The 22,899-nt window shown below is 52.2% G+C and carries 13 protein-coding genes; 3 read left to right on the top strand and 10 right to left on the bottom strand.

Annotated features, from left to right (window positions below; all coding sequences use genetic code 11):
• The first annotated feature begins 3 nt into the window (after positions 1-3).
• Positions 4-1,290, top strand: coding sequence for a lipid IV(A) 3-deoxy-D-manno-octulosonic acid transferase (waaA, locus tag Q8K39_RS15160; RefSeq protein ID WP_305261427.1), 1,287 nt, complete (start codon positions 4-6; stop codon positions 1,288-1,290).
• Here waaA and Q8K39_RS15155 read toward each other — a convergent pair.
• Positions 1,285-6,465, bottom strand: coding sequence for a two-component regulator propeller domain-containing protein (locus Q8K39_RS15155; RefSeq protein WP_305261426.1), 5,181 nt, complete (start codon positions 6,463-6,465; stop codon positions 1,285-1,287). The two genes, waaA and Q8K39_RS15155, sit on opposite strands and share 6 nt — an antisense overlap.
• Before the next feature lie 890 nt (positions 6,466-7,355).
• Between Q8K39_RS15155 and Q8K39_RS15150 the strand changes: the two genes are divergently transcribed.
• On the top strand, positions 7,356-9,845 hold the full coding sequence (locus tag Q8K39_RS15150) for an adenosylcobalamin-dependent ribonucleoside-diphosphate reductase (RefSeq protein WP_305261424.1): 2,490 nt from the start codon (positions 7,356-7,358) through the stop codon (positions 9,843-9,845).
• Between the two features lie 112 nt (positions 9,846-9,957).
• Here Q8K39_RS15150 and Q8K39_RS15145 read toward each other — a convergent pair whose 3' ends face one another.
• On the bottom strand, positions 9,958-10,851 hold the full coding sequence (locus Q8K39_RS15145) for a LysR family transcriptional regulator (protein ID WP_305261422.1): 894 nt from the start codon (positions 10,849-10,851) through the stop codon (positions 9,958-9,960).
• Positions 10,852-10,940: 89 nt separating this feature from the next.
• Here Q8K39_RS15145 and Q8K39_RS15140 point away from each other — a divergent pair, with 89 nt between their 5' ends.
• The gene (locus Q8K39_RS15140; RefSeq protein ID WP_305261420.1) at positions 10,941-11,927 is read left to right on the top strand and encodes an aldo/keto reductase; all 987 of its coding nucleotides are present in this window, start codon (positions 10,941-10,943) and stop codon (positions 11,925-11,927) included.
• A gap of 443 nt (positions 11,928-12,370) precedes the next feature.
• Here the strand turns inward: Q8K39_RS15140 and Q8K39_RS15135 are convergent, their stop codons facing one another.
• The 8 genes from Q8K39_RS15135 to Q8K39_RS15100 all read right to left on the bottom strand — a co-directional run bounded on the left by Q8K39_RS15135 (position 12,371) and on the right by Q8K39_RS15100 (position 22,892).
• A complete protein-coding gene (locus Q8K39_RS15135) occupies positions 12,371-12,928 on the bottom strand; it encodes a lysozyme (RefSeq protein WP_305261418.1) in 558 nt (185 codons plus the stop codon).
• Positions 12,929-13,659: 731 nt separating this feature from the next.
• On the bottom strand, positions 13,660-14,964 hold the full coding sequence (locus tag Q8K39_RS15130; RefSeq protein ID WP_305261416.1) for a hypothetical protein: 1,305 nt from the start codon (positions 14,962-14,964) through the stop codon (positions 13,660-13,662).
• Positions 14,965-15,041: 77 nt separating this feature from the next.
• Positions 15,042-15,344 carry a hypothetical protein gene (locus Q8K39_RS15125; protein WP_305261414.1) on the bottom strand — a complete coding sequence of 101 codons (303 nt, stop codon included), beginning with the start codon at positions 15,342-15,344 and terminating at the stop codon, positions 15,042-15,044.
• A 355-nt stretch (positions 15,345-15,699) separates the two neighbouring features.
• Complete coding sequence (locus Q8K39_RS15120; protein WP_305261412.1) at positions 15,700-17,418, bottom strand: patatin-like phospholipase family protein; 1,719 nt, start codon at positions 17,416-17,418, stop codon at positions 15,700-15,702.
• A gap of 712 nt (positions 17,419-18,130) precedes the next feature.
• Positions 18,131-19,483, bottom strand: coding sequence for a phospholipase effector Tle1 domain-containing protein (locus Q8K39_RS15115; RefSeq protein WP_305261410.1), 1,353 nt, complete (start codon positions 19,481-19,483; stop codon positions 18,131-18,133).
• Between the two features lie 21 nt (positions 19,484-19,504).
• A complete protein-coding gene (locus Q8K39_RS15110) occupies positions 19,505-20,080 on the bottom strand; it encodes a hypothetical protein (protein ID WP_305261408.1) in 576 nt (191 codons plus the stop codon).
• Between the two features lie 513 nt (positions 20,081-20,593).
• Positions 20,594-21,175 (bottom strand): hypothetical protein, encoded by a 582-nt coding sequence (locus Q8K39_RS15105; RefSeq protein WP_305261407.1) that lies wholly within the window; start codon positions 21,173-21,175, stop codon positions 20,594-20,596.
• Between the two features lie 235 nt (positions 21,176-21,410).
• Positions 21,411-22,892: an efflux transporter outer membrane subunit gene (locus tag Q8K39_RS15100; RefSeq protein ID WP_370868620.1), complete on the bottom strand. Its 1,482-nt coding sequence runs from the start codon at positions 22,890-22,892 to the stop codon at positions 21,411-21,413.
• Positions 22,893-22,899: the final 7 nt, after the last annotated feature.

The raw sequence follows: 22,899 nt of genomic DNA, 5'->3' as shown, positions 1-22,899 counted from the left end.
AGCATGCGTCTTCTTTACTCCCTGGTATGGGGCTTTTCCCTGCCGTTTGCCCTGTTCCGCCTCTGGTGGCGTGGCCGTCTTGAGCCTGGCTATCGCCAGCATATAGGCGAGCGCCTGGGCTTTTATCCAGCGAATACCACACTTGCCAGCATGCCGACAATCTGGGTACATGCCGTCTCCGCCGGTGAAACCCGTGCGGCAGAGCCGCTGATACGCGCCCTGCTGGCACGTTGCCCTGAACACCGCATCTTGTTGACGCACATGACAGCCACCGGACGTGAGACCGGTGGCAAGCTGTTTGCCGATGTAGGCCAGCGCCTGCAACAGGCGTTCTTGCCGTACGACATTAACTGGATGATCCTGCGCTTCTTGCGTCATTTTTCGCCGCAATTATGCATCTTGATAGAAACAGAAGTCTGGCCCAACCTGATCGCCCAGTGTGAGGCGAAGTCCATACCGGTGACGCTGGTGAATGCCCGCCTTTCAGAAAAGTCTTTGCGCAAGGCACAGCGACTGGCTTCATTGATTTTACCTGCGGCGCGTGCCATCAGTTGCGTGGCAGCGCAATCAAATCCTGATGCGCTACGCCTGCATGAGCTGGGTATAGAACAGCCCGGTGTGACTGGCAATATGAAGTTTGATGTGACGCCTCCGCCTTTGATGGGTGAGCGCGGTGCCGCCCTGCGCCGCAGTTTTGGCGAGCGCCAGGTGATATTGTGCGCCAGTACTCGTGATGGCGAAGAGGAATTGATCTTGCAAGCCTTTGTAGAGCAAGTGCCTTTACTGCAAACCAACCCGCTGCTGATCATCACCCCGCGCCACCCGCAACGCTTTGATCATGTAGCCAGCCTGCTGGAATCACATGGTATCAAATACCTGCGCCGCTCCAGCCTGAACCATGAGGAAATCGCTCCTATAGGCGAAGATATACGGGTCGTGCTGGGTGACAGCATGGGTGAAATGTATATGTACTATGCCGCTTGCGACATTGCCTTTGTCGGCGGTAGCCTGGTGCCAATGGGAGGGCACAACCTCATCGAGGCCTGCGCCATGGGCAAGCCTGTGCTGACGGGCACGCATACCTTCAATTTTTCTGAAATCACGGAGCAGGCTATTGCCAGCGGCGCGGCCTTCCGTGTTGATGGCGCGCTCAGTCTTTTCCAGCAAGCGCATTCTTTGCTGGCAGACAAAAAACAATGCCAGCGCATGGGTGAAGCGGCTTATAACTTCTTCCTCCAGCATCAGGGGGCGACTGCGCGTACCATGCAGATGCTGGAGAAATATCTATAAGGCCGGACTATCTGCAGGAGCAATACTGTCAAGTATCTGCAAGGCGATTTCAAAATCAAACACTTGCAGTGACTGTACAAATTCTTCAGTCTGCGTCCCCAACGCCTGGCGCAGGCTGCGCTGATGGGTATTGAAATAGTCCAGCGCTTCACTGTCTGACTCTTCCAGATACTGGCGCAGCGTGGCAAATAGACGGGCGCATTCTGTCACATCAGCATCTTTGGTTGCCAACTCACTTTCTTGTTCTTGCCTGGCTGCTTCTTTTGCAGCTCGTTCTTGCAATGCCTGCTTCAATGCATGGATCAACCCGGCACTGACGGCTGTGAATTTTTGTATCAGTGCCTCATTTTCCTGCGACTTTTCTATCGCCAGCTCCAACTCGGTTGATACTTCTGCCAACTCGGTCGCACCAATATTGCCAGCAGCGCCGCGCATGGTATGGGCCTCGCGCTCGGCAGTGACACGATCCCCCTTCTCCAGCGCCAGCCTGATTTTGTCTGGCGTGGCTGCGGCGCTGTCGACAAAAATTTGCAACAGACGCAAGTACAGGTCGAGGTTTTGTCCACAGCGGCGTAAGGCTGGTGCTACATCAACGCCGGGTATAGCCAGATCATGATCCGGCACTTCCATTTTTACTGGTTTGGCTGTGCTTGCTAGTGCTGCCACTGAGGTAATCGGTTTGCTGCTGGCGCTGACAGGTATATCGACCTGATAGCCCGGCATGCGGCGCCCACACCAGCGGCTCAGGGTAGCAAAGAAATCGTCCGGGTCTATCGGTTTGGCGATATGGTCATTCATACCGGTGTCCAGACAGCGTTGCCGTTCTTCATTCATGGCATGGGCAGTCATGGCGATAATCGGCAAATCCAGCCATTCGGGATAAGAGCGGATAACGGTGGTGGCGGCATAACCATCCATCTCCGGCATTTGCAAATCCATGAGGACGATGTCATAAGGATTGCCAAGATTGAGTTTGTCGATGGCGATGCGGCCATTGTCAGCCACGTCTACAATGATGCCGGCCTCAATCATCAGTTCCGCCGCGATTTGCTGGTTGATGTGATTGTCTTCCACCAGCAAGATGCGCAAGCCTTCAAAGCGGCTGTCGCTTTGCGTCACTGTTGCATTGCTGTCCGGTGCTTCACGCGAAGTTGCACTGATGCGTAGCAAGATTTCCAGCAATCCAGCCATGCCTATCGGCTTGGACAAATAAGCGACTGGCGCATAAGCCCTGGCCTGTAAGGTGCTTTCATCAAAATTCATGGTGGTCAGCATGACCACTTGCGGGGCTTCCTTGTCCATGCTGACGGCAATGGCATTCATGGTAGCAACACCATCCATGTCGGGCATATGGGCATCCAGCAAGAGCATGTCATAGGGCTGACCAAGGACGCTGGCCTCGCTGAGCATATGCAAGGCCAGCTTGCCACTGTTGGCGGCATTCACTGTCAGACCCAGTTGCTGTCCCAGTTTTTGCAAATGCTGGCGCGCCACATCATGGTCGTCCACCACCAGCAGTTTAAGATCGTGCATATGTGGCGGCAACAGGGTTTGCGTGGCAGCATTGGCAAAGGCAAACCAGCAATTGAAGTGGAAAGTGCTGCCCACCCCGACCTGGCTTTCCACCCAGATAACACCGCCCATGAGTTCCACCAGATGCCGTGATATGGTCAGCCCCAGGCCAGTGCCGCCATACTTGCGCGTGGTTGAACTATCTGCCTGGGTGAAAGCCTGGAACAGGTTTTCCTGCTGCTGCTCTGTCATGCCAACACCGGTATCCTGCACACTGAATTGCAATTGCACCTTGTCGATCTCTGCCTGCACCTGCTTGACCAGGATAATGACCGAACCCTGGTCGGTAAACTTGATGGCATTGTTAACCAGATTGGTAATGATCTGGCCCAGGCGCAAGGGGTCACCGCGCATGCTGGAAGGCACATGGGTGTCGATATCAAATACCAGTTCTATGTCTTTTTCTGCCACTTTGTGGCTGACTATGGTGGCAACATCGTCGATGACATCAGCCAGCACGAATTCGGCAGATTCTATATCCAGCTTGCCCGCTTCTATCTTGGAAAAATCCAGTATGTCATTCACTACGCCAAGCAGGGATGTACCGGCGCTGTGGATTTTATCGATGTAGTCGCGCTGCTTTAAAGTCAGGCGGGTTTTCTTGGCCAGGTGCGAGAGACCGATGATGGCATTCATGGGAGTGCGGATTTCATGGCTCATATTCGCCAGGAAATACGACTTGGCGACCGTGGCCTGCTCGGCCTGCTCCTTGGCTTCACGCAACTCGTCTTTTTGCAGATAGGTTTCAGTTTCATCGATCCAGAAACCATTCCATATCCAGTCCCCATTGACACGCTTGGGAGCCACGGTTTGCGAACGCAGCCAGCGAACCTGTCCATCCACCAGGACACGCTGGTGGAAATTGCTGGAACTGCGGCCATCCACTGCCCGCTTCAGGCTGGCTTCTGCCGCTTCCCTGTCTTCAGGCAGCGTGGTACGCCAGCGTGCAGTCTTGTCGGCCAGGATATCGGCAGCCGGGACGCCCATGACGTTTTTGACGTTCTCGCTGACATAGGCATATTCTCTCTGACCATCCGCCCTTTCACGGAACTGGTATACCGATAAGGGTAAGACATCGGTCAGGTCGGTCAGGCGTTTGCGTTCACGGTCAGCATCTGCGGTTCTTTGTTTGACCAGTTCTTCCAGCAAGCCTTGCTGGTTGGAAAAACGCCTGACCCGCCAACGATAAATCACGTACACAACAGCCAGCAAGAGCAGGCTGACGATGCTCCGGAACCACCATTCCATCCAGAACGGTGGCGTGATGGTGATGAGCAGGCTGGCACCTTCATCATTCCACTCACCATCCTTGGTGGCAGCTCGTGTCCTGAAGATATATTCACCCGGCACCAGATTGGTGTAATTGGCAGCGCGATGGGCTCCATCTATTTGCACCCAATCTTCGTCAAAGCCATCCAGCTTGTATGCATAGCGATAATGCAGGGGATCTGAATAATTCAGTGCTGCAAATTCTATCGAAACCACACTATGTTTATAAGACAGGGTAATCGACCTGGCATCAGAAATATTGCCATCGACCTGCACCCCTAGCGGCAATTTACCTCCGCGCACCGACTGATTGAAAATCAGGAAGTCAGTAATCGTCGTCACCAACTTACTGGAGTTGTCGCGTATGGCAGCGGGATAAAACCAGGTCATCCCCTGGAAGCCACCAAAGTACAGTGCACCATCAATATCCCGGTAGCTGGCACCCACAGTGAAGGTACCGTTGATAAGGCCATCATCGGCAGTGTATTTTTTCAATGCCTTGCGATCAGGTCCCAGTTTGTACAAGCCGCCATCGGTGCTGATCCACAGATTGCCGGCATCATCTTCAGCGAAACCGGCCGTCGCATCGTTGCCCAATGCCCCACCAAAACGGATGAAGCTGATCTTGCCATCTGCCCCTTGTACCATCTGGTTCAAACCGCTGGCTGTTCCTACCCAGATTACGCCGGCTTTGTCTTCAAACACTGCATAGACGCGGCTATGGCTGAGGCTGTTGGGATTATCCGGCTCGTGGCGGTAATGTTCAAAGCGACCAGTGTTGCGGTCCAGTTTATCGAGACCACCAAAGGTGCCTACCCACAAACGATCACGGCGATCAAACAATAAGGACACCACGCGGCCATGACTGAGGCTGTCGCTGTCCCTGGGGTTGGTCATATAGCGACGGAATTTGCCATCCTGCATGAGATTGAGCCCATCATCACTGGCCACCCACAGATTTCCCCCCTTGTCATAAGCCAGTGTATGCACAATGCTTGAGCTGAGGCTGTCAGGTTTTTTGGAATCATGCTGGAAATGCGTGGCACGTTCTGTCACTGGATCAAACAGGTTCAGGCCATTTTGTGTGCCCACCCAAAGCTTGCCATCCGGTGCCAGCTTCACGGCCCTGATCTTGCTGTTACTGAGACTGCCTGCCTGGTTCAACTGGTGATGAAAGGCCCGTATCTGACCGGTTGTTTTGTCCAGCCTGTTGAGGCCATTGCCCGTACCTATCCAGATCACTTCTTCCGTGCTGGTAATGGCAGATACTGTGTTGCTGCTCAGGGTCTTGGCTTCGCCCGGCAAATGCAGCAAGCGCTCAAAGCCACCGCTGGCCAGGTTGGTGCGACTTGCCCCACCCAGCCAGGTGCCTACCCATAAAGTGCCAGAGCGGTCTTGCAACAAGCGGGTAACGCGGTTATCAGCCAGGCTATGCCTGTCGCTGGCATGATGACGGTAAGATGAGAATTTTTTGTCTTCCGGGTTCCTGCGCTTGAGACCATCATCTGTCCCTATCCAGATTACACCATCGCGGTCTTCCAGCAAGGATGTGACTGGACCTGGGTCCAGTCCATCCGCCAAGCCCATACGGTTTTTTTGTGTGCGCTCACCGCTCCACACTTCCAGACCTGAAGCCGTGGCTATCCACAAATTGCCGTACCTGTCGTTGAGCAGGCTTTGCACATTATTGTGGCGCGGGTCAGGCCTGACATCGCTGTCGAGACGAAAATTTTCAAAGGCAGTCTTGCCACGGTACATGACGCTCAGACCAGCGTTTGTACCTACCCATAAATTGCCATCTTTATCGAGGCTGAGTGCATTCACCTGGTCACTGGCAATACTACTGGCGTCTTTGTCGTCATGGCGCAAGATCTGAAAACGCCCGCTCTCGGGATCAAAATGTGCCAGGCCATCGCCAGTCGCAAGCCATAGTCCGCCAGCACTGTCGCTGATGATGGCTTGTATCTGATTTCCACCAGAACTGCGGATATCTGACAGATTAGGCTTATACCTGACCATGGTTTCGGTCGCCATGTCATAGCGATGCAGGCCACCATTGCGCGTGCCTACCCAAATCCTGCCCTTGTCATCCTGATGCAAGGCCCAGACCCAGTTATCTGCCAGGCTGTCAGGGCGATTGGGATCATGCCGAAAAAAAGCGACCTTGGCACCATCATAGCGATGCAAACCACCCTGAGTGCCGAACCACATATAACCCTGGCGGTCTTGCAGCATGGATTGCACGGATTCATGCTGGAAGCCCTGCTCACGACCTACTTGCTCAAAGCGCAGGCTTTGCACACCGGCAGCAAAGACTGCTGAACTGGAGAGCAAGGAAAGCAGACTCAGCAGGCAGAAAAAAGCGAACAAAAACCGGGGAGATAGGTATCGCTTAGCCAAACTGTCCTGCCTCATTATCTGTCCTCAGAAATATGCGTGTTTTTATCATGGAAGTTTTAAGCAAGTATATGTTATTCAGACATCAAGAAAACATAGATATATCGATCTGGCCCCCAGATTTTTTGAGTTTGTAGGGAAATCGCGAAAATGCAGTAAAAATGGCAAGGGATAGCGATGCCGCATTTGCCAGAAAAATAGTAAAGTACCTATTTCTTTGTAAAAGCACATATCTGCCTGGCAACTCTGTTGACGAAATTTTTTGTACTTAAAAATCTGCTCATGACATCAACGTACAATGCCCGATCAGATCAACTTCAGGCATTTCTCTGCATATTCCGGCAAAAACTGAGCAGCTTCCTTTAACCAAAAAACCCGTATGTTTTTAAGGCAATTTTAGCGTGATTGTTTTGCTATTCCCGGCCTGGTAATTTGGTTTTAACTTGAAGCGGGTCAAGAAAAAATCCGGCAGCGAGGTTTATAATGGAGGCATCCGACGTCAGGATGGCAGGCACTACAGTGTCCGATTTTCAATAAAGCAATGTTTGTATCGCATGTGTTTTGCATTTTTTTGATAAATAGGACTTACACTAAATTGTCCCAGCAAGGCGTAGCGACGAAGACAGTACTTTAGTACGGCTAGGAGCTGTAACGCAGCTGGGGCTGTTTTGCGTAAGTCCCAATAAAGATGATGCCACCCTGTTTCACCAAATTGTATAGCCCCAGAGCCTAAGCCTGGTAGCCACTTTCCCTTGTTGAAATTGCTGGTCCAGACTGGCGGGCTTTAAGTTTCTCTCTGCAACAAGTAACAACGAAAACCTCTTCATATGAACGCAAATGAAAAAATTTTAGGATTGACAGAAATGTCTCCTCAGGAAATCTCCCTCGATGTTTTGCTGGAAAAATATGCCAAAGGCGATGAAGTCACTATCCACGATGTGCAGTCGCGCGTTGCCAAAGCACTTGCGAGTGTAGAACAACCAGACTTCCAGGCTTACTACGAAGAAAAATTCTTGTGGGCGCAAAAGAATGGTTTTGTACCAGCAGGCCGCATCAATTCTGCCGCTGGCATGGATTTGCATGCGACCCTCATCAATTGCTTCGTACAACCGGTAGGTGACTCTGTTTCCAGCGCCACCGATGGCAAACCCGGCATTTATACAGCACTGGCAGATGCCGCAGAAACCATGCGTCGCGGTGGTGGTGTCGGCTATGATTTTTCTACGATTCGTCCCAAGGATGCACTAGTACGCGGTACACGTTCACGCGCATCCGGCCCTGTATCTTTCATGCAGGTCTTCAATGCCTCCTGCTCGACAGTTGAATCTGCCGGTGCGCGTCGTGGTGCGCAGATGGGAGTCTTGCGTGGTGACCATCCTGATATCCTTGAATTCATACGCTCCAAGGATCAGGGGGGGTTGACGAATTTCAATATCTCCATCGGTGTTACCGATGAATTCATGGAAGCAGTCGCCAAGGACACGGATTACTGTCTGGTCCACAAAGCTGAACCCGGCGAAGACAAAAAAGAAGCCGGTGCTTATCAGCGCGAAGATGGCCTGTGGGTCTATCAAACCGTGCGTGCGCGTGACTTGTGGGATGAGGTCATGAAATCGACCTACGACCACGCAGAACCAGGTATCCTGTTTTTGTCGCGCATGAATGCAGAGAATAATCTCTACTATTGCGAAAAGATTGAAGCCACCAATCCATGTGCAGAACAACCACTACCTGACTATGGTTGCTGCTGCCTGGGCTCGATCAACCTGACGCGTTTCATCAAAGGTGCATTCACTGATGCTGCCGAATTTGATTTCACCGCCTTTGAAGCCGTGGTGACTGTAGCGACACGCATGCTCGACAATGTACTGGATGCTACAGCCTGGCCTTTGCCTCAGCAAAAAGCGGAAGCCATGTCCAAGCGCCGCGTCGGCCTGGGCTTCCTGGGTCTGGGCAGCAGTCTGGTCATGCTGGGCCAGCGTTATGATTCCGACGCTGGTCGCGCTTTCGCGCAAAAAGTATCTGAAGTCATGCGCGATGCTGCTTATCTGGCATCAGCAGAACTGGCGAAGGAAAAAGGCCAGTTTCCATTGTTCGACAGCACAAAATATCTGTCCGGTGCTTTCGCCAAACGCCTGCCAAAAAATGTACGCAATGCGATTTCCAAACACGGTTTGCGCAATTCCCATTTGCTGTCCATCGCCCCTACCGGCACCATCACCCTGGCCTTTGCCGACAATGCATCGAACGGCATAGAACCGGCTTTTTCCTGGGTGTATAACCGCAAGAAACGCATGGCCGTAGGCGATGCCAAAGTCTATGAAGTGGCTGACCATGCATGGCGTTTGTACCGCCATCAGGGCAATGATGTGTCTGACGACAGCAAACTGCCAAAACAGTTTGTCACCGCCCTCAATATGTCTGCCAGCGACCACATGAAGATGTTGCAGGTCGTGCAGCCATACATTGACTCTGCGATTTCCAAAACCGTCAACGTTCCGGCAGATTATCCTTACGAAGATTTCCAGAACCTGTACATGGATGCCTGGCGCGCTGGTCTCAAAGGCCTGGCAACTTACCGCCCAAATAGCATCCTGGGCAGCGTCCTGTCGGTCTCTACTGAGCCAGCACCGGAAGTCAAGCATATTCCTGATGACGACCTGCTGCGCAAGCAATTCGATGGCCGCCCGTTTGGCGATCTCGAATCGGTCACCTCCAAAGTGCAGTACATGACTTACGAAGGCAAGAAGACTGTCTACCTGACCGTCAGCTTCATTCACATAGATGGCATGGTCGGTGGCGAGCGCGCGACGATAGAGCGCCCGTTTGAATTCTTCATGCCTGCGGGCCAGAAGAATGATGGCCAGCAATGGATATCAGCCAGCATGCGCTTGCTGTCCATGGCAGCGCGCTCAGGTGGTTCTATCGCCAAGGCACTGGCAGACATGCGTGAAGTAGTGTGGGACAAGGGCACAGTACGCTGCGGCATGATCACAAAGGACGATGGCTCACAAGCACCTTTGTTTCATGAATCCGAAGTCGCTGCCATCGGTTACTCGCTACAACGCATACTGATGAAACGCGGCTTCCTCGACGCCGCAGGCAACCAGATCCCTATCACCGTACTGGCAGAAAAGTTCAAGCAAAGAAGCCACCACTATGGCATGGACGACCTGGCCTATGAAGGCGAAAACGCAGCACCGATCAGCTATATCCCTACCGGCAAAAAATGCCCGGATTGCGGCGCACATGCCTTACAAAAAATAGATGGCTGCAGCCGTTGTGTTTCTTGTGGCTATGTTGGTGCTTGCGGATAAATATGCCTGTGCTACTTGTTGGGCGACCATAAGCCGTAAGTAATCAACATTATCTGCACTAAGCCGTTCAGCCTGAAAGCTGGACGGCTTTTTTATTCAATTTCTTATGGCATTAAGCTGGCGAATGCAGGTATTCCTTAGCCATATCGAATAGCAAATTTGTTTCAGGATGCGCGCTTATCCCCGTGATCAGCGCTAGCCTCAGTGCCAGTTCATCTCCCTCTTTCAGCTTGCGGTATGACACGCCATTTAAGCGTAGCGCCTTGAATGATGATGGCAACAAAGCGATGCCTTTTCCGGCAGCAATGTCACTTAAAAGGACATGATGGTCATTCGGTTCCAGCAAGAAGCAGGGAGCAAAATGATGTTGCCGGAAAACCTCGTGGCAATAATCAAAAAACGCAGGTTGGCGTGCCCGGTCGAAACAATAGACAGGGTATTTTGCAATATCTGCCAGTGACAGCTGCCGGCGCTGGGCCAGGGCATGTTTGCTGGAGAGTGCCACCATCATGGCTTGCTGCCCCAGAGGACGTACAGGGAAATCAAATGTCCTGGTGGGCATGGCAATCACTGCTGCATCGAGGCGTCCGGCCTTGATGCCGGCCACCAGCTTTGGTGAAGTATCAAATGAAATTTCTACAGACATGCCTGGCAAAGCTGCTTCCACTGCCTCCGTCAACAAACTGAAGCTGCCCGTTTCAACCGAGGTGGTCAGACCTAAACGCAGTTGCGATGGCTCAGTAAAACGCGCCATCACTTCCTCAGTTTCATCCAGCATCGCCAATATGGCTAAGGCACGCGGCAGCAAGAGTTTGCCTGCACTCGTCAGTTGCACGCTTTGCGTGTCGCGCAAGAATAATTTAACGCCCAGGCGTAATTCCAGATTTTGTATCGCACGCGATAGAGGTGGTTGCGTGATATGCAATTGCTCGGCTGCCAGACGGAAATTCAGTGTCTGCGCTGTGACTACAAACATGTGCAACAGGTGGGTGCTTATTTTACTCATACCGAAAAGGTATCACGCATTTGGTATTTCCACAAAGCTCATCTGTTGCCTATGCTGGCGCTTTCACTCAAGCAAACAGGGAAAGCATCATGAAACAAAGGAAAATAGGAAACAGTGGCATGGCGACTTCCGCCATGGGACTCGGTTGTATGGGCATGTCTGAATTTTACGGCAATGCTGACGATGCCGGTTCACTGGCGACCCTGGAAGCTGCCTTTGAAGCTGGTGTCACCTTATTTGATACCGCCGACGCCTATGGCATGGGGAAAAATGAAGAGCTGCTCGGTCGCTTTATCAAGGGCAAGAATGACAAGCTGCGCATCGCCAGCAAGTTTGGCCTGATTCGCAAGGAAGGCAGTTATGAACGACGGGTCGATAATAGCCCGGCCTATATACGCACTGCAGTCGAAGCTTCGTTGCGCCGACTGGGCATTGAAGCTATCGATCTTTACTACATCCACAGGCTGAATCTGGACACTCCGCTGGAAGTATCCATAGGCACTCTGAGCGATCTGGTTGCTGAAGGAAAAATACGGGCGATCGGCTTATGTGAGGTGTCGCCAGAAACCTTGCGTCAAGCCTCCACCATTCACCCTGTCGCGGCAGTGCAAAGCGAATATTCCTTGTGGACCAGAGATCCTGAAGCGGGTGTGCTGCAAGCTTGCCGTGAAGTCGGTGCCAGCTTCATTGCGTACAGCCCACTGGGACGTGGGTTTTTAACAGGGGCAATTCAGGATAGAACCAGTCTGTCCGAAGGAGATTTTCGTAGTTTCAATCCACGCTTCTCGGATGAAAACCTGGTACGCAACCTGGCGATAGTCGAGGTCATCAAACAATTCTCGCTGGACATGGGTTGCACTCCCGCTCAACTGGCGTTGGCCTGGTTGTTGGCTCAAGGCGAAGACATCATCCCCATCCCCGGCACCAAACGTATCAGCTACCTGCATGAAAACCTGACAGCTATCCAGATTTCTCTCAGCAAGTCGGACCTGGATAAAATCTCTCAGGCATTGCCTGCAGGTATGGCTGCAGGAGAACGTTATACCGAAGAAGGCATGAAAGGCATGAATGCATGATATTGAATGTGCAAGCCAGAGCTTTTGTAAAGTATGAATCTATAAGTCTTTTCCTTGACGTTGGTGTAGGCTTTTCAATACATGCAGCATCCTTGCCGGATATGCTATTGTCTTGAAAAGCCGTAAAGGACAGGGATTTTTCCTGGAACTCATTTCATAAATAGGGATGAATACTAGAACTCACTTCATAAATAGGATGAGTGCGAACAAGGCGATTTGGGATGCAGTGCAAGGCGTGTCCCGCTGCTAAGGCTCCTGCCTTAGCGAGGGGCACTACGCTGCAATGCGCCCAAATCGTCAGTTCCCGAAGGGTTTGCCTCATAACGCGCGCTGGACTGCGTTGGACTCGTTGTCAATAGCACCGCTATTGACTGCCTCGTCCGTCTTGCCAGCCCACGTTATGAGGCAAACGCATCTCACCCTATTTATGAAATGAGTTCTAGTCAAGCATTGGGGAAATCGGGCCAGTCGTCGAGCGAATCGATGTTTTTCCAGGCAAGCACGCAAGCATTGATGGGATCGATGCCGCTGAAGATGGCGGCCTCGGCCCAGCGCCGGCGCAACAAGCCGACCAAGGGCTTGCCTTCTTGGTTAATCCATTTACGCATCTCGGCCGGCACGCCAGATTTCTGATGGGAGTTCAACTTGACTAGCATGTTCGACTTGGACAGATTGCCGCCACCCAAGTTGTAGGTCCAGGAGATCAGAGCAGCCGCTTCATTTTCGGTCAATTCCACGTTGACGCGCTGGGCGACATCTCGCGCCGCGCCGCCCATGTCACGTCGAAGTAATTCTTGCGCCTGGGCTTCGGTGATCGCAGCCGTTCGCGGCGTCACCGCCTTGCCGTCAGCATCGACGATGGTGCCGTAACCAATTGTCCAGGTGCCGCCAGGTAAGGCTCCGTTATCGTCGTATGGGTTGCTGAAGAAACCTTCGATTCGTTTAACTACCACGGTGGCAGTGGACGGGACGCTTTTGCGATCCCAGAGCAGGGCAGGCATATCGACACTCCTTTATGAAATGGTGATGGGGACAGAAGCAATTGAGCCGCCGTCAGCTCTTGCATTGTGCACCGATTCATGTAATTTGTGATAACTATTGATAATTTTTTTGCCAAAGAAAGACACCACAAAACATGTGTCGCAAAAGCCGGGGCCACCCATTTCCCCACGTTAGTCAAGTAGGCGAACAACATACTCGCAACACACCGCGATCATATTTACTGAGTCACCACACACTTGTTTCAAAATGCGGTCGTGCCTTTCGCTTCAACGTGTGCTTGCGTGAATCGCAGCTTCTCCCATGTGGATTCAGCGAAACATCATCCTGGATTTCGCCCAAGTATCATAGCTATTCCAGAAACATCTGAGTACCGTGTTGTGTCTAAGGGATGGGCAGATCATCATCCAGCTGCCTTGTGTACAATACTTTGTCGGATTTGACTTAAATAGTCACAGCGCAATTGTTCGAATGCAGGTCTATCCCGCAAAATAACATACAGTCCTCCTCGTTAAAGTGTCGTTCGCACATTAACTTTACTCCTTTGGCTAACGCCAGAGGAGGGGGAAGGCTAGATGATACCCAGGACTTTCATTCATGCAGTTTATTAGCTTTGAATTGTCGTCCCACATTGTAAGCAAGCTGGGCCATGCCAGCGACTGAGCCGGACGAGGAGGAATGAGGGTGCTGTTTGCGGTAGGAAAACCTGCATGTTTTGCTGGCCCGGCGCTTGTCAATGCATCGGGGGGCAATGACCTTTGATGGTGCATTCCAGGCCACTGGAGTTGATTTTGGATTTTTCGTTCTTTGACAGGTTGATGAGTTCTTTGCTAAGGCTGGAGAGAATCTTGAGGTTTTCTTCCTGTGCATGGGACAAGCGAGTAATGGCGGAGCTGATACCGGCGGAATCTAGTGCAATGGTGGGAGCGGGCTTGTTCAATAGAACGATCAGGCGCGTGTTAAGTTCATCTTGAATTCGAAAATTGTTTTCCAGTTTGGCTTCCAGCGTGGGCAGGGCGACGTTGACCTGATGTTGTAAGGTGGTTTCAGTTTTTGCGTCTCCATTGACATTGACGTCGATGCTGACAGGCGCGGCAATTGGTTTGAGGGTGATGGGCAGGGAGGCGCTGACGGGGTCGACATCAAACTTGACTGGAATGTTGATGGGTTTACCGTCACCGCCGATATGGATGTCTCTGTTGGTGCCACAAGTTCCAATCTTGCCACTTGCTTTCATGGATATGTTGAGTGGCTCAGTATGGATGGCCATGAAGCCGCCCATTGTTGCGGGGCCGACAAACAAGGCGGTGGCAAGCAGGCCGGGTAGGGCGGATTTGTTCTTGTCTTTGTCATCGCTCTTGCTCCCCATCCAGCTTTTGCGCTTGTCAATGATGTCATTGCTGTCATGGTGAATCAGTCCTTGCGATTCTATGATGGCGATAAGGATGAGTGAGGCGCACAGGATGATGATGGCATACAAGGCAGCCAGACCAATTTTATAGACGAAGTTGCCCGCGCCACCCGGCGAGAAGAAGAATCGTTCCAGCAATTTTGCTTTGCTTGCTTCTTCAACGTCTTTGCCAGCAGTAAGTTTGTCCGCATAGCCTGAAAAATCAGGGTTGTCGTACAGGCTTTTTTCGCATTGTTTGAGAACTTCTTTGGTTACCCTGATGTGTGAATTGTCGCTGCTGGTCTTGAGCTGGGCTTGCAGGTTTTTCTCCAGGGAGAGGCAGAGGATTTGCTTTTGTATGAGCTGATTTTTATCGTGGGCGCTGTTGTAGTGGTGTTCAGTGGCGGTGATGACATACAGCAAACTGATCGCGAGCAGTAGCACGACGATAATGCTGCTGGCGGGTTTGCGCGACGGCGGTGTGGGAGCGTCTGCTGTTCCTGGTACGTTGGGAGGTGGGCTGACGTTGGCTGCGATGGACTCGTTGCTGGGGGTATTGCCGGTGGTACTGTTCGTACTTGTTATGCCAGCATGCGTGGCAGTGTTTGCTTCTGGTGCCGTGGTCGGTGTCGCGTCGATTGCTGGCATGCTTGCTCCTCTTGCTGATATGCCTGGGTTGCTGATCTGCTGATCTGCTACACGGCAGTGTTTGAATGGCCGTTGTGTTATTCCGATTTTTTATCTTCGGGTTTGTCAGCCGTATTTTTTTTGACAGCATCGGCCGCAAACAGGTTGACTGTGTACACCTTGCCGCCCTGGGATTTGATCACGACGTAATCTTCGCCCTGGATGATGTAGATGCGTTTTTTATCGCTATCAGACATCGCCTTGATTAACTCTACTGTAAGCTCGGATTTGACTAGAGGCGTTTTTGTATTACCTGAAAGGCCTTGGGCGCATGCGTGCCCGTCAAGCATCAATAAGGCAATACTGATAAGCAGTGTTGTCGTCAGACTGATGTTGTGCATGTTGTCCTCCCTGTGTCTTGGTCTGCGCCAGATGGCTGGCTTATTGCTGTTTTTTGAGTGGCAACCGGTGCGAACATCACCGACACTTCGCTTTGCTTGCCAGGCGTGCCAGTGTTTGGAAATCTGCCTTATATCAAGGGATGTTTCCAATTTTTTTGCGGAAAATCACGTTCAACTAATGCATATTAGGCTAGCATTTTTCATAATTAAAATAAGCAAAAAATCAATATATTTTGCAGATTGTTGCAAATTTATCTAATTTTCTTGTTGTGGGGAAAACTTTGCGGTGGTGGCTCTACCAGAGGCTCGCCATGCCAGCACATGGCATGGCTGGCATTGCTACTACTGGGCTAGCTTATGTCATGATGCCTGCCTTTTTCAATTCAGCGCTGATATAGGCGCATGCTTTGTCGAGGATTTCTGGCTTCTTTCTGAAGACGACGAATTGGGCTATCCAGCGGGTGATCAGCCATTGTTTGCTCAGGTAATGCTGGATCAGATGGTCCACCACGTTGTCGAGGCGGTTTTTGATCTGGCTGCGCAGTTGTTCAAGTTCGTCCTGGCTATAGCTGGGCCATGCAGGTTTGTAGCATCCTTCGATGAGGCTGTCGTTGACCAGGGGGATGATGGGTAGCTGGCGCAGGCCGTTGTTGAGATTGGGCTGGTCTAGTTCGTTTTTCACGCAATGCTGGGCGCGCATTGCTTCTGGCCAGTGTTCGAACAGGGGGTTGTTTTCTGGCAGGACGAAGTGGTCTTTGAGGAATTTCTGCATATTGCGACGACCCAGGAAAAAGTCGTGGGCGCGGAAATCCTGCTTGAGGAAGCCGCCAAAACCACCGAGGGTGCCACAGGCGATGGGGGTGGCGGAATTGTCGCGGCTGGGGGCGACCATAAAGCGGGAATAGACGTTTTCATCTGCGGCCAGCAAGAGTTCATCGGGTTTGAAGCGAGCCTGGTTGGTGAGGGCAGAGAACAGGGCCATGCCGGTGCTGATGATGTCGGGCACTTCCGGGCTGGCCGGGTATTGCTGGGTAAATTCGCTGTTATTGGGGAAGGGGTCGATCAGCAGCAGACCCTTGGTGGCTTTGTTGCCTTCGCGCGGATTGTGCTGGCCATCGGTGAGCAGGGTTTTGCGTGCCAGTTCCAGCGGTTCATTGTTCATGACGCCGCCATCGACGCAATAATAGGCGTAGTGGTAGTCTGGCGGCAACTGGCCAAAACTGGCAGGGATGTTGCGGTAGCTGGTGCATTGGTGGGGAACAGCGTCGGGCGTGGGTACGGGCCAGCTACGGGCGCCATACAGGTCAGTTGCCGGGGCGCTGACGATGGAGTTGTCGAGCAGGCGTGGTGCCAGGCCGAAGGGGAAGGCACCGGAGGCCAGCGCGGCCAGCTTGAGTTTGTCTTTGATGGGGGAGTCGGTCTGGAAGTCGACCCAGCGCATGCTGTGGCGGTCTGGCAGGGCTTGGTCGCCGTTCTGGTTGATGCGAAAATGAACATAGTCGGCATGCAGGGACATATTGTAGCTACCTTGCTGGCTGCCAACGAGGTTGAAGCCATAGGGGATGCCGCGCAGGTTTGTGACGGTGAGGATGAGTTCAAAGTTGCTGGCCAGGTAGGCGCGCGGTGTGGGTCGCAGGCTGACATTGACGCCGCTGTTGGCGATGTCGCTGAGGATGCTGGAGTCCAGCAGAGAGGTGACGGGGGCGTTGTCATGTGCCAGGTCTTTGCTCTCTAGCAGGTGGCTGATGTCGATGCGTTCTACCCAACTGTCATAGAGTTTGTTTTGGCCTGCCTTGTTGCGGGCATCGTCGGGGCTGGTAATAGGTGGCTGTTCTGAGGCCAGATAGGCGGTGGCGATGGCGGCGGTCATGGCACCTGCAGAAGCACCGGAAAACACCGACAGTTTGACATCATGCGGAGGCACAGTGGTGTTGCTGTTTTGCTGGTCTTGCTCCTTGGCGGCATACCAGGCATCGAGTGCCTGCACCATGAAATCGACGACGCCGCTGGTATAGGCACCTGCCGAGATAGCGCCGGCGCCCACTAATCCTATTTCATACGTCTGTTCTGACATTGCTGCTCCTGTTGTGATTTTATGCGAGTGAGGCTAGCTTTTTTACCGCCGGTAGTGCTTACTGAGGTGTTGCGAGCAGCTTTATGAACTTACTTGGGCTTACTTGCGCTTGCTTGGTGCTGCCAGGTGATGATGTGGGTTGGTGATGACGTGCATATGAATTTATTAAGTAAGATAACATATTCATAAGTAAAAAATGCCAAAATAGCATGATTCTGATCATTTGTTCAGTATGCATACTTGGCAAGACAATTTGTGAAACCAGATGACTTGGTAAGGATAGAAGGCGCAGGACATGGTGGCGGGCGCGCAGCGGGGTGAAAATCGCTTATTCGGCGATGGTCGTGGCAAATGCATTCATCGAGTGCTCGCTCGAGGGAGGGCTTAACAATCTGAAGCCGATGAAGCTGCAAAAAAAGATTTTTTATGCACAGTCCTGGCATTTGGCCCTGAAGAAAGATCCGCTGGTTTGATGACTTTTTTTGCAGCTGGCAATACGGGCCAGTGATCTTTTAGCTCTACCACGAGTTCAAGGAATATTGCGTGCAGCCGATTTCTGCCTATGGCGGTTTTGCACAGAAGGAGGGGCTGGTCTTTCATTCATACATTTTCTTAATTTAGAATTGCTGTAACGCAAGACCTGATCAAGGCATTGTCGCCTGGACGGCATCATTGGCGATACTAGCTCTACCCATAAGCTATTCCGGTGTGCTTATAGTTTGGCCTGTGCCGTTGCCCGTGGCGTCTCTTTGAATTGCGACATCAAACGGCTGGACGGGCTGGCATGCATCGTCAGCAAACCGGTATCGGCTACCGGTTTGGCATCTGCCTCAACATCCACTGGCGCTGCTTGCCTGGATTGTTGATCATCCTTGCCATCGAGTTTGATGGCGGTTGCTGACGAGGCCGGGGCTGGCACAGTTGCGGCAGCAGGCGTCGTAGCAGAACCAGTAGCAGCCAGTTTGCTCTCTTCCTGCGGCGCACCCAGGGCTTTGGCGTTTTTTGTATAGATCTCCATCGCCGGGTTCATGGGTTCTGTGCTTCTGCCCAAAATATCCAGCCTGTCAATGGTAAGACGATCCCCCGGTTTTTTTATCCAATACATTTTATGCTGCGATGAATCGTGAATCGCACTCATGGCTGGGTCTGCAGGTATCTCCAGTTTCTTGACCAGATTGTCCCCCAGCGAGCCATTGATAAACTGCGACATCATATTGAAATTGCGATTCGACAAGCCATTTTTTTCGTAAGCGCCGCCAATATCGCAATGCGCCCCGGCCACTGTCACTCTCAAAAAACGGCCATCAGCAGACGTGCCTTCGGGCCAATAATTTGTTCCGGGAAATTGCACCCGTTGCTCATCCTTGGCGCTAAATTGCAAGCCCGACACAACCGACGGCGCAGGTCTTCTGTCACCTAGCCAGGGCACGCCTGTGCCGACGGGGTCAAACAAAGCCAGGGTTTGCGGCATGCTGTCGCCTGAGCGCAGCGGCGGCGCAGTATAAGAGACAATAGGCGGGCCTGATCCATCTAGTGGCGCCTCTACGATTTTGGATTGCAAGTCGCGCACCCCGCGTTCAGCGACGAGACGAGAAAATGTCGCAGCCTCTTCAGCGCCGCGACTAAAACCGATGTTGATGACGCTGATCTTGGCATCCGGGTCGTCCCTTAGCCATTGATTTGCTTGTCTCTCAAAATCTTCATATATCTCCTCAACGCGAGCATGATGCGTCAAGCCAAGCGCGCCATCGGCCGTGCCCATGACGCCACCTTGCGTTCCTGGACCTGCGATGTAACGACCAGCTATATTGCGATTTTCACGACTGATTTCTTCAATTTGCCCCTTCAAAATGCCAATATTCGTCAAGTGCTTAGGGTCATTAATGGCATCATTGCCTGTGCCATCAAAATTTGCAATAAATACCCTGGCATGTGGGTCGTGGGAATCATAAATCGCCGGTACCTTAAATGCATCGACCTGGGCTTGCGCCCTGTTGTAAGTGGCGAGATCGTCGGGCGTTGCCACTTTGACGTCCACGCCATCATTGCCTGCGGTTACAGCCATCATCTGTCCTGTCAAAGAGCCTTACAAGGTTTTTGAATACGCCAGCACACAATTGTCGTGGGCTTCGCGGCGGGTGGCATTTGGGTCTTCAGGGATGATCTGTACGGTAGTAAACATATACACGTTCACGGTGCGATCATTTGCTTCGATAACGATGTCGGGGAGCCCAGAGATCGGGTAGGGTTTATAGATGCGCGCCGGGTCTTCGTTGTGGAGAATTTTTCTGTCTTTAAAAATACTGTCGAGGTCTACCGTGTGCTTGAGCAGGCTACCTTCTTTGGAGCGCCATTCCATCTCTGCTGGTCCTGCAAAGGCTGTATAGTATGAACTAAACCCTGGCGCACGCTTTGCATCGTACTCGGTCTTCTCCCCGGCCATTTTACCTATGGCAAGGGCATGCGGTGAATTGGCATAGACCAGACGAAAGTCACCGCCGTTAAAAACCCGGACACTAAGATTATACGAACTGAACTTCAAGAAATCATCATCTGCTGCCATGGCGATATGTCCTATTTGTGTTTGTAAAGTGACTGCCAGAAAAGACGCCGCCAATTGCAGCACTCTTCGTCGGGGGCGGATGTCCAATGTGACTGTCATGATTCTCGCTAGATGAATGCGATGCCATTGCTGTTGTGGTATGGTGACTCCATCAACATGACAGAAGCACGCACGGAATTGAAGTAGATATTTTTATGAGACTAATAGTGCTAAATTATAGTCAGATTCAAGTTCGACCTGCAAGCCAATATTTGCGTTCTTCGGACAAAAGCCGGGAAACTGCCACGCAGCCTGCGTGATCTTGATAGTGATCACCCATGGTGGGTAGCACAGACAAGAAGCAATCACACGCTCAAGGCCATTGATTGCAGTAATGCGACGAGCGGCATCATCATTGCCATGCCGCCGCCCCAGCCAAGAGGGGAGAAGTTGTAGCAAGAGTGTGAAAGCCTTTCACGAAAGAATACGCGGTCCGTTCGTTTACGACGCCACGACGAGGCAAGCGCAGGTTCAAATCCTGCCTACCTGTTCATCACAAAAGCGCGGGCTCAGTTTTTATTTTCCGGCCATCGTTGCCTGGGTTACAGCCATCATCTGTCCTGTCAAAGAGGCTTACAAGGTTTTTGAATACGCCAGCACACAATTTCTATGGGCTTCACGGAGGGTGACATTGGGGTCTTCAGAGATGATCTGTAGGGTAGTAAACATATACACGTTCACAGTGCGGTCATTTGCTTCGATAATGATGATGGGTAAAACACCTGAAATTGGCATGGGTTTATAAATGCGCGCCGGGTCTTCCTTATGAAGGATTTTTCTGTCTTTAAAAATACTGTCGAGGTCTAGTGTATGCTTAAACTGGGTACCGTCTTTGGAGCGCCATTCCATTTCTACTGAGCTTGCAAAGGTCGGATATTCACCTGAAGTAAATCCTGGCATTCGTGTTGCATCCGCCTCAGTCTTCTCTCTGGCCATTTCACCTATGGCAAGGGCATGCGGCGAGTTGGCATAGACCAGGCGAAGGTCACTGGCGCTAAAAACCTGGACACTAAGGTCATGTGAACTGAACTTCAAGAAATCATCATCTGCTGCCATGGCGACATGTCCTATTTGTGTTTGTAAAATGACTGCCAGAAAAGACGCCGCCAATTGCAGCACTCTTCGTCGGGGGCGGTTGTCGAATGTGACTGTCATGATTCTCGCTAGATGAATGCGATGCCATTGCTGTCGTGGTCTGGTGACTCCATCAACTTTACACAAACTCGCATGAAAGTGAAGTTTATCTTTTTTATGATATGCGGATTCGAATTCGACGTGCAAGCCTGCGTTAGCGTTCTTCGGACAAAAAGAGGGGAATCGTACTTCCAGCAAGGAAGTACGCTGCAAAAGCCATAACAACGCTGGTCTGGGGAAATCAAGACGCCAGAATTTACTCTGCGTTTGCCACCTGTACATGCTTGATAGTGGCTACTGCCGGGCTGCGACTATCCCAACCACCACCCAGTGCACGTATCAAACTCACTGCTGACCTGGCGCGCGCACCATCGAGTTGTGCAGCGATGCGCTGTTGCTGCAATACGGTGCGGTCAGCATCGATCACGTTTAGGTAACTGACCGAGCCTTCGCGGTATTGCACATGCGAGAGTTTCGCTGCCCGTTCCGCGGCCTGCACCGCATTGTCTTGCGCCTGAGTCTGGTCACGCAGTATGCGCAAGTCGGCCAGGTTGTCTTCTACCTCCCTGAAGGCATTCAGCACGGTCTGGCGGTAATTGGCCACTTCTTCTTCATAGACTGCGCCTGCCCTGTCCACACTGGCCTGGCGGCGACCACCATCAAACAGGGGCATGGACAACAAAGGCCCAAGCAGGAAAGTGCGGCTGCTCCAGTTCAGCAAGTCACCCAGGCTGGCTGATTCATAGCCGGCAGAGCCTGTGATATCCAGTCTTGGGAAAAATGCAGACCGGGCCACGCCTATGCGGGCATTGGCGGCGGCCATGTTGCGCTCTGCTGCGGCGATATCTGGCCTGCGTTCCAGCAAGGCCGATGGCAAACCTGCCGGGATATTGACAACGATGCGTGACAAGGGTCGTGGCAGGAAATTGAATTCTGCCGGTGTCTTGCCCAGCAAGACTGCCAGTGCATGCTCTGCCAACGCACGGCTGCGCGCCAGGCCCAGTGATTCTGACTGCGCCGTTGCCAGTTCTGCCTTGGCGCGTGCCAGATCGAGTTCGCTGATGTCGCCTTCATTAAAGCGGGTTTGCACCAGCTTCAGGGTCTTCGAGCGCAGTTCTACCGTGGCTGCATACAAGGCCTGTTCTGCATCCAGTTCGCGCAACAGGAAATAGGCTTGCGCTACATCGGCTTGCAAGGCCAGTTGCACAGACTGGAACAGGGCCTCGTTCTTTTGCGTATCTGCCGTTGCGGCATCTATGCTGGAGGCGACACGACCAAACAGATCCAGCTCATACGATGCGCCTAGCTGGGCATTGTAAGTGGTGCTGGTCGGCATCCTGGCATTGTCAGGCAAACCCTGGGATGCGGGTGCAGCACGCCCACGGTTGGCACCCAGCCCCGCATTAATTTGCGGGAACAGGCCAGCACGCGCATCCTGCCGCAAGGCGCGGGATTGCTTCAGGCGTGCGGCAGCGGCTTTCAGGTTCTGGTTGGCCGCCATGGCCTGCGCTTCCATCTCGTTCAGGCTATCGTCTGCAAAGATTTTCCACCAGTCGCCACGTGCGACTTCTTCTGAAGGCTGGGCTTCTTTCCAGTTACTGTTTGCTTGCGCTTCTTTATATGCAGCGGGTGTTGTCACTTCCGCTTTCTGATAAGTCGGTGCAACTGAACAACCAGCCAGCACCAGCAATAACATCAACAGGGATGAAGCAGATTTCAGGGGTTTGATTGTATTCATCATCATG

This window comes from Undibacterium sp. (assembly GCF_030683615.1).
GTDB classification, from domain to species: Bacteria; Pseudomonadota; Gammaproteobacteria; order Burkholderiales; family Burkholderiaceae_D; genus Undibacterium; species Undibacterium umbellatum.
This window is presented reverse-complemented; position numbering and strand designations above follow the sequence as displayed.